Consider the following 12,931-nt stretch of genomic DNA (forward strand, 5'->3'; position numbering starts at 1 on the left):
AACAAGTTACTCCTTAAATGATCACGATAATAAAATATGCTCTGCACGAACTTTTACGATTAATCCAGTATCAAGCTGTACATGGATATCTTCTTTCTTGATGTCAGTGATAACACCAGGTACAGGGTTTTGCCCTAACTTGACACTAACACGTTGTTTTTGCTTAAGCTCGTCAAATTTAGCAGCAACATAATTAATTTTAGGCGCTGCAGGTTTTGCAGGCTTAGCTGGACGGTCTTTTTTAACCGGCGCTTTAGCTGCAGGTTTTCTTGCTGGCTTTTTAGGGGCCGCTTTAGCCGCTACAGCTTGACGCTTAGCTTTGGCTTTTTCTTGACCTTCTTTCAACGTTTGTTGAGCGTGGTCAATATGTTCTTGCTCCAATTCGCCACAATCTTGACCGTCAAGATCGATACGTTGAACACCCGCTTTAACGCCTTTCAAGTAGCGCCAGCTGCTTGTATAACGTCTAAGTGCTACACGTAATTGTGTTTTACTTACTTTAGAATCATCAGCCAACCTAGCAGCTAAATCTTGAAACAACCCAATTTTTAATGGCTTAGTTTCACCTTCTGCAATAAAGCATAAAGGAAATGTTTCATATAAATACGCTAAAACTGCGTTGGTGTCGGTCAACTTGTCTGTTGATTCCATTTTTACTTCCACGTTATAAAAGGGACTGAGTCTCAGCTTTCTTTGCGAGTACAGTCGTTTATCTTTCGTTAAACAGATCTTGCTTAACGTTCAAATTAGCACTTCTTATTCGATTGCTAAAGCAATTGAAACATGCTTTAACAAATTAACTCACTTAGCTGTAATTTTACAGTAAATAAATTTTATCCATAGCAATGCGCGCTGTTCGGTATTATAAAGCTCATGGCAGCGATTGCGACCCGCAATTTGCTATATTTGGTCGCTAATTAAGCAAATAGGCAAGATTCAAAGCTTTTTACTAGCATTTCTAAGCCTTTTCTATCGTCTGTATCAAAACGATTCAATGATGGGCTATCAATATCTAATACCGCAACTACGTCATTGCCTTGGCGAACAGGGACTACAATTTCAGAATTACTGGCAGCATCACAGGCAATATGTCCTGCAAATTGATGCACATCTGCCACTAATTGTGTTTCATCATTTGCCGCTGCTGTGCCGCATACACCTTTACCGATCACAATACGTGTACAAGCAACTTTTCCTTGAAACGGACCAAGAACGAGTTGTTCTTCACGCTTAATATAGAAGCCAACCCAATTTATATCATCTAAGTTGTCATTTAATAACGCTGAAAAGTTTGCCATTCCTGCAATAAGGTCGTCTTCACCGGTCATTAATGCCAGTACTTGGCGGTTTAATGTGTCATAAAACTCAGCTTTCATTTTCCATCCTAAGTGAGGTTTTTATTATTCTGCAGCCGCTTTTTTAGTGGCTTTTTTGTTTGCTGTTTTGGGTGTAGCCGCTTTAGGCTTTACGATCCCTTTTAATAAATTTGCAAGTTCATCCTTGTTAGATGCAAGATAAAAAGCAAGTTTTTCGACACTATTTTCCTCTATTTCCAGCTCAGCGCCAGAAATAAAAGGCACTAAGTTATCCGCAATGTCGAGCATTTTGTCGTAGGCGTCAGCTTCTTTCTTAGATGTAAACGTCATCTTCTCAACCCCTTCTCTTACCACGACAAACTTTGTTATTACAGCCATGATTAACCTCTTACTGTTTTTATATACAGTGCATAGAGTGTCATAGAACTAACTTCTGATGCAAGTATTCTGATTATTCTGGTATTATTAGGTTTTATTGTAACTTGATAAATAATATTTCCACTGTGTTTTTAATCAAAACAAAGCGTTTTTTATTATTTTATTGCTCATTAATATTTCACTACATGGACGGTTTTCCTTTATCTATGCCGAAAAGTCTTGACCCGAACACCATTATATTATGCCGCTCCTGTGACTTAGCCGTTCAAAAGCGCGCCTTACCGTCTAATGTTCGCGCGTTATGCCCTCGCTGCCATACGGCACTTTATGACGTTCCTTACTGCTCAATCAATGGCATGCTTGCCTTGTGTATCGCGGCATTATTATTTTATATTCCGGCTAACTTTTTACCCATCATAGAAATCAACTTTTTAGGCAGTGTGCGAACAACAACAGTTTTTGAAACGGCTGTGACGGTGTGGCTGCAAGGTTATTGGATAGTTGGCATCGCTGTGATGGCGGCAGCGGTCATTGCCCCGGGATTATTAATTTTATCGATTTTATTACAAGTCACCATAGTTAAACTTAAATTGCACTCCTGTTTTTGGCAAAAGACATATCGCGCACTGCTTAAAAACCATGCGACCTTATCGCAACTTACTATGCTTGAAATTTACGTCATTTCATTTTTAGTAGCTGCGTTTAACTTGTCTGACTTCTCAGATATTTATTTAGGCATGGGCACCTTCTGTTTTTGTATGCTGTTTTTAGTTATCTTATTTTTACAACGGGAATATAATTTAGAACATATGTGGGGAATGGCTTATGAGCGCTAACACTCCTGCGCGGCAAGGAATACAAATCGGTTTTTGTTTATGCACTGTTTGTCGAAAAATCAATAACATCAGTCGTGACCGTTGTAGTCGCTGTGATTCTAAAATCCAAACACGTAATCATGCCAGTTTACAGCAAAGTTGGGCGTTATTGATTACCGCAGCCATTTTGCTGATACCAGCTAATATCTACCCAATCACTGTGCTCACCAATCAGGGCAAAGTCACCTATGACACCATATTTACTGGTATTGTGCATTTGGTTCACTCTGACATGATCCCTATTGCCATTATTGTCTTTACTGCCAGTATATTGGTACCTTGGCTAAAAATTATAGGCTTAGCGATTTACTTAATCGCTATTAGCTTTAATCTGCCAGTTTCTAAAAAGAAACTCATGATAGGCTTTCATATTATTGAATGGATTGGCAGATGGTCGATGCTGGATTTATTTGTTATTGCGTTAACTGTCGCCGTCGTTAATATGGGGCAATTACTTGATGCTAAACCCGCACCTGCAGCAACCGCATTTGCGTTAGTCATTTTACTGACTCAGTTAGCAGCAAAGGTATTAGATACTCGTTTACTTTGGGATCGCTTGGAAAAAAACAATGACACAAATTGAATCACCAAAAGTTGTTAAAAAGAAATTATTCTCGCCGATTTGGTTATTACCGATTGTTGCCTTGGCCCTTGGCGCTTGGCTTGGTGTAAAAAGCATCAAAGAATCAGGTATCGAGATTATTGTGCACTTCCCTAATGCCGTTGGTATCGATATCGGTAAAACCTTAGTCAAATACCAAGGTTTGACCGTTGGTAAGGTGACAGATATCAGTATCGACAATGAATTGTCTGGCGTTAATGTCAAAATTATTATGGATTATCGCTCTGAACCATTTCTCAATAAAAATTCCAAGTTCTGGTTGGTCACGCCTAAAGCCAGTATCACTGGTATTGAAGGTTTAGATACCTTGTTTTCAGGCAATTATATTGCCGTTCAACCCGGTGATGGCAGCTCAGCATCTGAATTTGTCGCCTTAAAAGATGCGCCAACTATGCTTCCTGATACTAATGGGGTGCTTATTACGCTGACCACCTCAAAATTAGGCTCACTGGATATCGGCTCAATGGTGTTTTACCGTCAAATACCTGTAGGGAAAGTTGTAAACTATCGCTTAATTGACAGCGATACCATTAATATCAGCACGTTTATCGAGCAACAGTACGCCCATTTAGTGACACAAGAGTCCCAGTTCTGGAACGTGTCAGGTCTAAAAATTGATGCGTCTATGTCGGGCATTAAAGTCAATACCGAAAGCTTGGCATCGCTGCTCGCTGGCGGAATTAGTTTTAATTCAGTCGCTAATTCTGCCGCGGCGCAAAATGGTGACAACTTTGTGCTTTACCCTGATGAAGAAAGTGCTGTCAAAGGCATCGAATTCACTCTGCTAGCCGATAATGCTGATGAGATTAATCAAGGCTCAACGTTAGTTTATCGCGGCATTGATGTGGGTAAGATTCATCAAACCCAACTAACTGAAAACGGCGTGAAGTTTTTAGCTAAGTTTGATAGTCAATACCAACACTTATTAAACGCAGATACCCAATTTTGGATTGCAGGTGCTGATATTTCTTTAGAGGGCGTTAAGCACGCTGCAAGGTTGATCACTGGTAGTGTAGTCAATGTACTACCTGGAGTGAGCGACAACGCGCTGCCACAAGAGTATCAATTACAATCTCAAGCACCGGACCTTATGCAAGCTAGCCAGTTGACCATCAAATTAACGTCTGATGAACACAGTGGTTTAAGCGCTGGGGCTGAGGTGCGTTACAAACAAATGCCTATTGGTGAGATTAGCCAAGTAAAATTATCTGATGACTTTAGCCGTGTTGAATACTCAGTGGACATTCAGCCTGAATATTCATCATTACTCACTGTGGACAGTTATTTTGTGTCTGAATCGGCGCTTGCCATAGATGCCTCCTTAGATGGCGTAAAGGTCAAAACCCGAGATATTAATACCCTGCTTGCTGGCGCTGTATCTTTGGTGCCAGGTAAAGCTAAGGCTGTAGTTAAACCTCAAGCAAAATTTTCGTTATATCAATCTGCTGATCAAGCCTTAACGGCCTTGAATAAATCATCAATGAGTACCTTGGCGCTAGACAGTATTGATGGCGCAGGTTTAGCTCATGGCTCACCGGTTTATTACAAAAAAATGCGTATTGGCTCTGTCTCAGAAGTAAATTGGAACAGTCAAACTGATAAGTTTTCAATCACGGTGGCCATTCAAAAAAGGTTTACTAACTTGGTTCGAAGTAACAGCGTATTTTGGCGAAATGATGCCGCCAGTATCAATGCAAGTTTATCTGGCATTGATGTTGATATCGCTCCATTAGAAGGCGCCTTAAAAGGCAGTATTAGCCTAGGTTTGTTGCCAGAAAACCAACAAGGCAATCAAACTCGTTTATATGATTCTAAAGAGCTGGCCCTAAAACAGGCCAAAGCCATAACACTATCACTACCAGCTGATGCCAAAGTAGCTGCAAAAGCAGCGATTCGTTATCAAGGCCATCAAGTGGGTGTGATCCAACAGGTTAAACTCAATCAAGACTTAGCCAACTTAACCGTGAGTGCTTATCTTTATGGTGAATACGCACAACATTTCACCAAAGAAGACAGTGAATTTTTTGTCGTCGATGCACAAATTTCATTAGTGGGTATTAAAGCGCCAGAAACCTTGATAACCGGCCCTTACATTGGCGTGTTACCTGGCACGTCAGAACGACAAGCAACACAGTTTGATGGTCTCCTAGCTGCGCGTTACGATGCGGATATCGATGAAGATGCATTAAAAGTGACCCTAGTTGATAGTCAGCTTGGTTCGATAAAAATTGGCACCCCAATTTTCTTCAGAGGTATTGCTATTGGGCAAGTGGATGGTTACTCATTATCTTACAATGGCAACCAAGTATTAATGTATTCACACATTGAAAAACAATATGCCCACTTAGTGAATCAAACAAGTCAGTTTTGGGATGCATCAGGTATAAAACTTGAAGTGGGTATTTTCTCTGGCGCTCAAATTGAAACAGGCTCTCTTGAAACGCTGCTTTCAGGTGGCATTTCAGTCGTGACCGAGGAAGTAACGGATAAAACGAATCAATTAGCTCTCGATGAAAGATTTACCCTGCATAACAAAATGAAAGCCGAATGGCGTAAATGGAAACCTGAACAAGTGAAGCCTTTATAACCTTTCTGCGCGTAGATAACATCCAATAAAAAATCGGCATTTGCCGATTTTTATTGCTCGTTTAATAGCTGTTGTGCTTAGCCATAAAACCAATAACAAACGGCGATGGCAGCCATTATTCCGCCGACGTCTGCCGCTAAGCCACAGCCCAATGCATGGCGGCTATTTCGAATACCGACAGAGCCAAAGTACACCGCAAGTACATAAAAGGTGGTTTCTGTGCTTCCTTGAAAAATCGCCGATAAACGACCCGCAAAAGAGTCTACCCCATGATGCTCCATCGTTTCTAACATCATCGCCCTTGCCCCTGAACCACTAAATGGTTTCATTAACGCCGTAGGCATGGCATCGACAAAACGGCTGTCAAACCCCAACAAGCTCACTAGGCCTGCTATGCCTTGAAGGGCAAAGTCAAGGGCGCCCGATGAGCGCAATAATCCAATGGCGAGTAACATTGCCAACAAATATGGAATTAACATTATTGCTTGGGAAAAACCGCTTTTGGCCCCTTCGACAAACTCATCATAAATGGCGACTTTGCGGTAACCAGCAATCAGGATAAAACTCATAATTAAGGCTAATAATATGCCATTACCTAATACAGTCGATAATGTTCCAATGGCTTCAGCAGATAGGGTTAATAAATAAAACACACCCGCAATTAATATACTAAACAAAGTTGCGCCATAAGCCAGCACCACACTATTGATTAAAGAAATACGCTGAACAATTGCCACGACAGATAAACCCACTAAGGTTGATGCCACTGTGGTTAATAGAATAGGTAAAAACACATCTGCAGGATTGACTGCACCTTGCTGAGCTCGATACAAAAATACCGTCACTGGCACTAAAGTGACTGAGGAAGTATTGAGCACTAAAAACAAGATCTGCGCATTGGTAGCCACGTCTTTATTTGGGTTTAGGCTTTGTAAGTCTTGCATCGCTTTAAGACCAAGCGGTGTAGCTGCATTGTCTAGGCCTAACATGTTTGCGGTGAGATTCATGGTGATACTGCCGTAAGCTTTATGCCCCCTTGGCACCTCTGGCATTAACTTTGATAATAACGGCTCAAATAGTTTAGCAAATACCGTAACCACACCGGCTTTCTCACCCACTTGCATCAGCCCCATCCATAGCGCTAATACACCAATTAAGCCAATGGATATTTCAGCAGCTAACTTAGCGCTACTAAAAATAGCTTTAACCGACTCCCCTAATACCTCAACATGGCCATTAAACAATTGCACGATTATGGCGATTGCTGCCGTTAAGAAAAAAAACAACCAAACTCTATTTAGCACTGAATACTCCGTTATTTTTCACAGCTGTAGTTTTCAACATCATCTGTTAGCGAATGTGTTGGTTGCGCTTTCTTTAACAGGGTGAGCGACACCGTGAAAATGCATGATATAATCTATCGCATTATTACACAGTTGTTTTATCGATATTTTTACTATGGCTCAAATAAATCCGCAATACTTAACCCATATTGCTACAGAACTCCCCGCACATCTTAATATGGACGACTTTATTGCTGCCTGTAATCGTCCTTTACGTAAATCAATCAGAGTAAATACTTTAAAGATTTCCGTGGCGCAATTTACCCAAATAATGACTGATAATGGCTGGCAGTTTGAAGCTATCCCTTGGTGCGCTGAAGGGTTTTGGGTTTCAGTCAGCGATGATGTGCAAATTGGTAATATGATTGAGCATATTCAAGGCTTATTTTATATCCAAGAAGCCAGTTCGATGTTGCCACCTGTTGCGCTGCTACAAAATGATAACCACAGTAAACTGATCCTCGATGTCGCCTCAGCGCCTGGCTCAAAAACGACTCAGTTAGCCGCCTTAATGGATAATCAAGGCTTATTAATTGCTAATGAGTACTCTGCCAGTCGCGTTAAAATTTTGCACGCCAACGTGCTTAGAATGGGCGTAAAGCAATGTGCCCTCACCCATTTTGATGGCAAAGTCTTTGGGGAGTATTTATTTGAAAAGTTTGATGCTGTGTTGCTCGATGCACCATGCGGTGGCGAAGGTACGGTTAGAAAAGACGTTAATGCGCTTAAAAACTGGCAATTAGATGATGTTGTTGATATTGCCGAGACTCAAAAACAGCTGATCCAATCCGCCTTTTTAGCCTTAAAGCCCGGTGGCACATTGGTTTATTCCACTTGCACCTTAAGTCAGCTTGAAAATCAGCAAATTTGTCAATTTTTAAAACAAACCTATGCCGATGCGGTTGAATTTATTCCTCTAACTGATTTATTCCCTGGCGCAGAACAAGCCTGTACCCAAGAAGGTTTTTTACACGTTTGGCCACAAATTTATGATAGCGAAGGTTTCTTCGTCGCTAAAATTGCTAAAACCGCATCTGTTGAACGAATTAAAAAGCAGCCTAAGCCTCAGCGTAACTTCCCGTTTTCTGTTGCGAATGCCAAACAAGTATCCGCCATTGAACAATACTTTAGCACCACCTTTAATCTCACTTTACCTGCAGATCATACGGTGATGATCCGTGATGATGAGTATTGGTTATTTCCAGCTGAATTTAACGATTTCACCGGTTTAATGCGTTATCAACGCATTGGGGTCAAATTGGCCGATGTGATGAAAAAAGGCTTTAAGGTGAAACATGAAGCCATTATCTGCCTTAGGCGCTATATCAGCTCAGACGATAAAATTATCGAACTTGATGCTCAACAAGCGAAAGACTTTTTAATGGGCCGTGATATCGCCACTGATAGCTTTAGCGATTTAGACTTAACCCCAAAGGGCGAAATGATTGTCACTCATCACCACAGTCCATTAGGGGTGGTAAAGCATTTAGGCCATAGATTGAAAAATAATTTACCAAGAGAATTGGTAAAAGATAAAATAGAGTAGATACACTTTATTGCCGATAATTCAGCGACTTTTATCGTTTAACAATTATCAGTAGGCGCTAGTTGTTAAGCTATTGCGGCATAAAACACTGACCGGTTGCGCGATTTTTAGGCAAAGTATGATTAACGGGTCTATACTGAGAAGTAAGATTTTTAGTGAAATTGGTTTTCGACAGTAGCGCAAGGCTCTTTTCTAAAAGAGCCGTTCCCCTAGACCCAGAACAATTGGATAGTTTTGGGTCTCTTTTTGCCTAAAATTCAGCCTAAACTTAATATCAAAATTTACCACAAAAGCGTAAGTTAACGCTTGGCTAATATTGCAGCCTCTTTGAACAAGTTAAAAAAGTTCTCCGTGGTATATTCGGCTAAATCGATATATTTCTCACCCCGTAACTCGGCAACAAACTCAGCAACATCTCGCACAAAAGCTGGTTGGTTTTCTTGCCCTCTGTGCGGTACTGGCGCTAAATACGGTGAGTCAGTTTCAACCAGTAGCCTGTCTTTAGGTACTTTACGGATCACGCTACGAAGTTCACCGGCATTTTTAAAAGTGACAATACCTGACACCGAGATATAAAAACCTAAATCAATCGCTGCTTTGGCCATTTCCCAGTTTTCTGTAAAACAATGCAATACCCCACCCACTTTGTCTGCGTAGCCAGCTTTTAACATGTTAATAGTATCTTCGCGGGCATCACGAGTGTGAACAATCAGCGGCTTATTCACCTCTACGGCTAAGGCTATTTGTTGTTCAAAGCATTGTTGCTGCAATACTTTCGTTTCAGGGGCATAAAAATAATCAAGGCCGGTTTCACCAATTGCCACGACTTTTTTATCAGTGGCAAATTGCTTAATTTCACTGACATTGAGACCGTCTTTAACGTCAAGTGGATGCACCCCTGATGATAAGAATATATTATCAAAGTCGGCCATTTTATCGCGCATGGCTTCAAAACCTTGCTGGCGAACATTAACACAAAGAAGATATTCAACCCCGCGAGATTTTGCAGCATCTACAATAGCGTGCAAACTAGCTTGATCTGGCGCGGATTTTAAGCGGTCTAGATGACAGTGAGAGTCGATTAACATGATGATTCTTTAAAGGCTTAAACAAGCCAGCAAGAATACCTAGGGGAGGATTATCTTTCAAGCTGATTTTCATATCAGCAGTTACCACAGTTTAATCAAAGGTTAGATTTGGTTTTGACATTTTTTGTTTAACTTAATTGTATTAGCCAAATAAAACCTATGATAGAGGAAGAACCTTTACAGTACCCTTGTTTAACTATTACATGGTACAAGTCATGTCACTTGAAGATAACTGAGTAGAAAGCAGCTTTTCAATATGATGTTTATGACTTTCAGGATCGGTTTTTATTTTTACGCCAATACCCGCAGGTCGGCCGCCTGATGCACCAAGTGGATTAATCCACACCACCACACCTTGAAAATCAGCCATTTGTGAAGTACCTGGCAACTTATAAGCTATGGATAACTCCTGACCTAGAAAGTGGCTTTCTGTGGTCGAAATAAACAAACCCGCAGGTTTAATGAATGGCATATATGCTCTGTACAACTGGTGCAGAGTATCAAAATTTACAACAAGATCGGTCATAGTGTAATTCTATTGTCTGTAATGAATAAGTTGTCTAAATTCAAGAATGTAGTCTTGACATAATGCAGGCGCGTTTATACTCGCCATCGTCGCTAATTTTTGGCACATTTGCGCGACTTTCGATGAGAAACCAATGATGTTACTCGCAGCTAATGCGTCGAGCTCTTTACTTTTTAACACATATTGCCTTAAGTACAAATATAAAACATTAAGTGCATCAATAATTTGTTGCTCTGATAACTTAATTAAACTGCCAGTCAAATGTCCTGATTTAATACTGTTTGCCCAATCGACTCGATATTGCAGTAGTTGTTGGTAATGTTGATTACCTAGGCTTTCAGCTAATTTCAACGGCCCACCAATCATACTTAAACACCAAGTCACATCATGGGCTTTCTCGCCATAAGGAGGTTGTGGTAATAATTGATGGGAAGACAGCCAAGCTAATACTTGGCGTCTATCAGGGGCATTAAAGGCCACATTCTGGCAGCGACTTTTAATGGTTGCTAACAATCTTGAAGGCACGTCTGTTTGTAAAATAATTAAAATATTATTACCCGGCTCTTCTAAGGTTTTTAATAACGCATTGGCTGACGCTAAATTAAATTGCTCGCAGTTTTGAATAATGGCGACACGTTGACCGCCTTGCTGGGCTGTGACCGTTAATTTTTGACATAAGTCGCGAATTTGATCGACCTTGATTTGATTGCCATCAGCTTTAATCACATGACAATCAGGGTGTGTTCCCGCTTTAAATAACAGACAGCTTTTACATTGACCGCATGCCCCAACAGGGGTTAAGTTTTGGCACATGGCGGCATGGGCCATTTCATGAGCAAATAAATACCCTCCTAGACCGGTATCTATGGTTAACAGTTGTGCGTGAGCACTATGCCCGTTTGCTAACTCATTTAAGAATCGCTGAAACGGTTCATCTAACCAGGGCAACTGATTTAATCCAAAAGCTTGCATCAATGACTCACTTTACGCTGTTTTAATCAAGGTCATTACCATTACACAAGATTCGCTGCTAATGCGACTCGGATCTGTTCATGGACTTGATCAATGGGTTTACTAGCATCAATAACTAAAATTGAGCTATCTTCAGCAGCAAACGCTAAAAAGGTTTCTCGAGCACGAATAAAGAAATCCAATTCTTGTTGCTCGATGCGATCTAACTCACCACGTTTGGCTGCGCGGGCTAAGCCTAATTGCGGTTCAATATCTAAATAAAGGGTTAAATCGGGCTTGAAGCCCTGTAAGCAAGCATCACTAATGGATTTTACTAATGGCATTAATCCTCTACCGCCGCCTTGGTAAGCTAACGACGAGAGGTTATGTCTATCGCCTAATACCCAAGTTCCGTTGGCTAAAGCGGGCTTAATGACATTTGAAATTAACTGAGTACGGGCTGCGTAAAACAGTAAACATTCAGCCTCATCACACAGTGGATCACTATCATCAGCAATTTTGACTAAATCTCTAATTTTTTCTGCTAATGGCGTACCGCCTGGCTCACGGGTGCATATTGGCGCTTGATGACAATGGTCTGTAATAATTTGCTTTACTAATTCAACTGCGCTGGACTTACCCGCGCCTTCTAATCCTTCAATTGTAATGAATTTAGCGTTGTTTTTACTCATTTTCTATTTCTCTGATATTCGTTAACTGCACGGTTATGTTGTGCAAGTGTCTTTGAAAAAACATGGCTGCCATCATTTCTTGAGACAAAGTATAAATAATCGACTTCAGCAGGTTTTGCTGCTGCAAACAAAGCAGCTTTACTTGGCGCTGCAATCGGTGTTGGCGGTAAACCATTTATACGATAAGTATTAAATGCCGTGTGTTCTCGTAAATCACTGCGAGTGATATTACCTTGGTAGCGATCGCCCATGCCATAAATAACGGTCGGATCTGTTTGAAGACGCATGCCTAATTTTAAGCGATTATTAAATACTGCAGCGACCCAATCGCGCTCTTCTGGCTTGCCTGTTTCTTTTTCGATGATTGAAGCAATGATCAATAACTCATAGGGTGTTTTTAGTTTAAGATCTTTATCGCGCTGTTGCCACGCAGCCTCTAAAGTGGTTTGCATTAATGTATAACTGCGTTGCAGCACCGACTCTAAACTATCGCCTGCATGATATTGATAGGTCTCAGGGAAAAACTTACCTTCTGGTAAATTTGAATCGTCACCATTTTTCAATAACACTCGATTGAACACTTGCTCATCAAAAGTTAGATGCGGTGATGTGGCCAACACTTGTTGCCATTCCTTAATGGTCTTGCCTTCGATTAACGTTACTGAAAAGCTGATTTGGTCACCCGAATTAATCTTATTCAGTAAAGAGGCCAAGCTGTCACCCGGCTCAATTTGATATAAGCCTGTTTTGATATGGGCATATTCAGGTTTAAGCTTAACCAGATATTTTAATTTCCAGCTATCTGTTAGCCATTGTTTATGCTCTAAATCTTTAGCAAGCTTGGTGACATTCATGCCCTGTGAAATAGTTAACTCAACAGGCGCATCGACGGTGAGAGTCTGATTGGGATAAGCAATTATCTGTTGATATCCCCAGTAACCGACAATGCAAGCCACTGTGGTTAGGGTCATCAAAAATGCGAGTAAAACGGTCAGTATTTTTTTCAT

General features: G+C 40.8%; 13 protein-coding genes. 4 read left to right on the top strand and 9 right to left on the bottom strand.

Features of this window, described 5'->3' with window-relative positions; translation table 11 throughout:
• Positions 1 to 21: 21 nt before the first annotated feature.
• The 3 genes from proQ to Q4557_RS00140 all read right to left on the bottom strand — a co-directional run bounded on the left by proQ (position 22) and on the right by Q4557_RS00140 (position 1,694).
• On the bottom strand, positions 22 to 651 hold the full coding sequence (gene proQ / locus Q4557_RS00130; RefSeq protein ID WP_102437829.1) for an RNA chaperone ProQ: 630 nt from the start codon (positions 649 to 651) through the stop codon (positions 22 to 24).
• 266 nt (positions 652 to 917) lie between these two features.
• Positions 918 to 1,376, bottom strand: a complete 459-nt coding sequence (locus Q4557_RS00135) for a GAF domain-containing protein (RefSeq protein WP_102437831.1) — start codon at positions 1,374 to 1,376, stop codon at positions 918 to 920.
• A 24-nt stretch (positions 1,377 to 1,400) separates the two neighbouring features.
• Positions 1,401 to 1,694: a YebG family protein gene (locus tag Q4557_RS00140; RefSeq protein WP_102437833.1), complete on the bottom strand. Its 294-nt coding sequence runs from the start codon at positions 1,692 to 1,694 to the stop codon at positions 1,401 to 1,403.
• A 206-nt stretch (positions 1,695 to 1,900) separates the two neighbouring features.
• Between Q4557_RS00140 and Q4557_RS00145 the strand changes: the two genes are divergently transcribed.
• From Q4557_RS00145 to Q4557_RS00155, 3 genes are read left to right on the top strand one after another with little or no spacing between them, the layout of a single operon-like run.
• Complete coding sequence (locus tag Q4557_RS00145; RefSeq protein WP_102437903.1) at positions 1,901 to 2,530, top strand: paraquat-inducible protein A; 630 nt, start codon at positions 1,901 to 1,903, stop codon at positions 2,528 to 2,530.
• Complete coding sequence (locus Q4557_RS00150) at positions 2,520 to 3,152, top strand: paraquat-inducible protein A (RefSeq protein WP_102437835.1); 633 nt, start codon at positions 2,520 to 2,522, stop codon at positions 3,150 to 3,152. The genes Q4557_RS00145 and Q4557_RS00150 overlap by 11 nt, the downstream gene beginning before the upstream one ends.
• A complete protein-coding gene (locus Q4557_RS00155) occupies positions 3,139 to 5,778 on the top strand; it encodes an MlaD family protein (RefSeq protein WP_303409884.1) in 2,640 nt (879 codons plus the stop codon). Before Q4557_RS00150 ends, Q4557_RS00155 begins: the two co-directional genes overlap by 14 nt.
• A 77-nt stretch (positions 5,779 to 5,855) precedes the next feature.
• Here Q4557_RS00155 and Q4557_RS00160 read toward each other — a convergent pair whose 3' ends face one another.
• Complete coding sequence (locus Q4557_RS00160; RefSeq protein WP_102437839.1) at positions 5,856 to 7,082, bottom strand: nucleoside recognition domain-containing protein; 1,227 nt, start codon at positions 7,080 to 7,082, stop codon at positions 5,856 to 5,858.
• Between the two features lie 154 nt (positions 7,083 to 7,236).
• On the opposite strand from Q4557_RS00160, the gene rsmF reads away from it, so the two are divergent.
• Positions 7,237 to 8,667 (top strand): 16S rRNA (cytosine(1407)-C(5))-methyltransferase RsmF, encoded by a 1,431-nt coding sequence (gene rsmF / locus Q4557_RS00165; RefSeq protein WP_102437841.1) that lies wholly within the window; start codon positions 7,237 to 7,239, stop codon positions 8,665 to 8,667.
• Between the two features lie 299 nt (positions 8,668 to 8,966).
• On the opposite strand, the gene Q4557_RS00170 is transcribed toward rsmF, so the two are convergent.
• The 5 genes from Q4557_RS00170 to mltG form a co-directional block, all read right to left on the bottom strand.
• Complete coding sequence (locus Q4557_RS00170; RefSeq protein WP_102437843.1) at positions 8,967 to 9,755, bottom strand: TatD family hydrolase; 789 nt, start codon at positions 9,753 to 9,755, stop codon at positions 8,967 to 8,969.
• A 199-nt stretch (positions 9,756 to 9,954) separates the two neighbouring features.
• A complete protein-coding gene (locus Q4557_RS00175; protein WP_076536275.1) occupies positions 9,955 to 10,281 on the bottom strand; it encodes a PilZ domain-containing protein in 327 nt (108 codons plus the stop codon).
• A gap of 9 nt (positions 10,282 to 10,290) precedes the next feature.
• Positions 10,291 to 11,253 (bottom strand): DNA polymerase III subunit delta', encoded by a 963-nt coding sequence (gene holB, locus Q4557_RS00180; RefSeq protein ID WP_102437845.1) that lies wholly within the window; start codon positions 11,251 to 11,253, stop codon positions 10,291 to 10,293.
• 41 nt (positions 11,254 to 11,294) lie between these two features.
• Positions 11,295 to 11,924 (bottom strand): dTMP kinase, encoded by a 630-nt coding sequence (gene tmk / locus Q4557_RS00185; protein WP_102437847.1) that lies wholly within the window; start codon positions 11,922 to 11,924, stop codon positions 11,295 to 11,297.
• On the bottom strand, positions 11,921 to 12,931 hold the full coding sequence (gene mltG, locus Q4557_RS00190) for an endolytic transglycosylase MltG (RefSeq protein ID WP_102437848.1): 1,011 nt from the start codon (positions 12,929 to 12,931) through the stop codon (positions 11,921 to 11,923). Before mltG ends, tmk begins: the two co-directional genes overlap by 4 nt.

The organism is Shewanella sp. 5_MG-2023, from assembly GCF_030547465.1.
GTDB lineage: Bacteria > Pseudomonadota > Gammaproteobacteria > Enterobacterales > Shewanellaceae > Shewanella.

What these genes read in the sequence shown, in the direction of transcription:
- Q4557_RS00150 (WP_102437835.1), top strand. Translation starts at nt 2,520, where the DNA reads ATGAGCGCTAACACTCCTGCGCGGCAAGGAATACAAATCGGTTTTTGT.
- Q4557_RS00140 (WP_102437833.1), bottom strand. Translation starts at nt 1,694, where the DNA reads ATGGCTGTAATAACAAAGTTTGTCGTGGTAAGAGAAGGGGTTGAGAAG.
- mltG (WP_102437848.1), bottom strand. Translation starts at nt 12,931, where the DNA reads ATGAAAAAAATACTGACCGTTTTACTCGCATTTTTGATGACCCTAACC.
- rsmF (WP_102437841.1), top strand. Translation starts at nt 7,237, where the DNA reads ATGGCTCAAATAAATCCGCAATACTTAACCCATATTGCTACAGAACTC.
- Q4557_RS00145 (WP_102437903.1), top strand. Translation starts at nt 1,901, where the DNA reads ATGCCGAAAAGTCTTGACCCGAACACCATTATATTATGCCGCTCCTGT.
- Q4557_RS00175 (WP_076536275.1), bottom strand. Translation starts at nt 10,281, where the DNA reads ATGACCGATCTTGTTGTAAATTTTGATACTCTGCACCAGTTGTACAGA.
- Q4557_RS00170 (WP_102437843.1), bottom strand. Translation starts at nt 9,755, where the DNA reads ATGTTAATCGACTCTCACTGTCATCTAGACCGCTTAAAATCCGCGCCA.
- holB (WP_102437845.1), bottom strand. Translation starts at nt 11,253, where the DNA reads ATGCAAGCTTTTGGATTAAATCAGTTGCCCTGGTTAGATGAACCGTTT.
- Q4557_RS00135 (WP_102437831.1), bottom strand. Translation starts at nt 1,376, where the DNA reads ATGAAAGCTGAGTTTTATGACACATTAAACCGCCAAGTACTGGCATTA.
- tmk (WP_102437847.1), bottom strand. Translation starts at nt 11,924, where the DNA reads ATGAGTAAAAACAACGCTAAATTCATTACAATTGAAGGATTAGAAGGC.
- proQ (WP_102437829.1), bottom strand. Translation starts at nt 651, where the DNA reads ATGGAATCAACAGACAAGTTGACCGACACCAACGCAGTTTTAGCGTAT.
- Q4557_RS00155 (WP_303409884.1), top strand. Translation starts at nt 3,139, where the DNA reads ATGACACAAATTGAATCACCAAAAGTTGTTAAAAAGAAATTATTCTCG.